The organism is Neisseria sp. P0008.S010, from assembly GCF_051962715.1.
Lineage (GTDB): Bacteria > Pseudomonadota > Gammaproteobacteria > Burkholderiales > Neisseriaceae > Neisseria > Neisseria elongata.
On the sequence record NZ_JBQCVA010000284.1, the window covers coordinates 1 to 274 of the forward strand.

A 274-nucleotide genomic window follows, 5' to 3' on the forward strand; every position below is an offset into this window, starting at 1 on the left:
CCTACGGGTGGCAGCAGTAGGGAATATTGCACAATGGAGGAAACTCTGATGCAGCGACGCCGCGTGAGTGATGAAGGCCTTCGGGTTGTAAAGCTCTGTTCTCAGGGAAAAAGAAAGTGATTGTACCTGAGGAGAAAGGACCGGCTAACTTCGTGCCAGCAGCCGCGGTAAGACGAGGGGTCCAAGCGTTGTTCGGAATCATTGGGCGTAAAGCGGGTGTAGGCGGCTCTATAAGTCAGGAGTGAAAGCCCCGAGCTTAACTCGGGAAGTGCTT

The 274-nt window shown here is 54.0% G+C and carries 1 rRNA gene; it reads left to right on the forward strand.

Annotation, left to right across the window (positions count from 1 at the left end):
• Window positions 1–274 (forward strand): 16S ribosomal RNA (locus tag ACTHSL_RS13605); the annotation flags it as partial.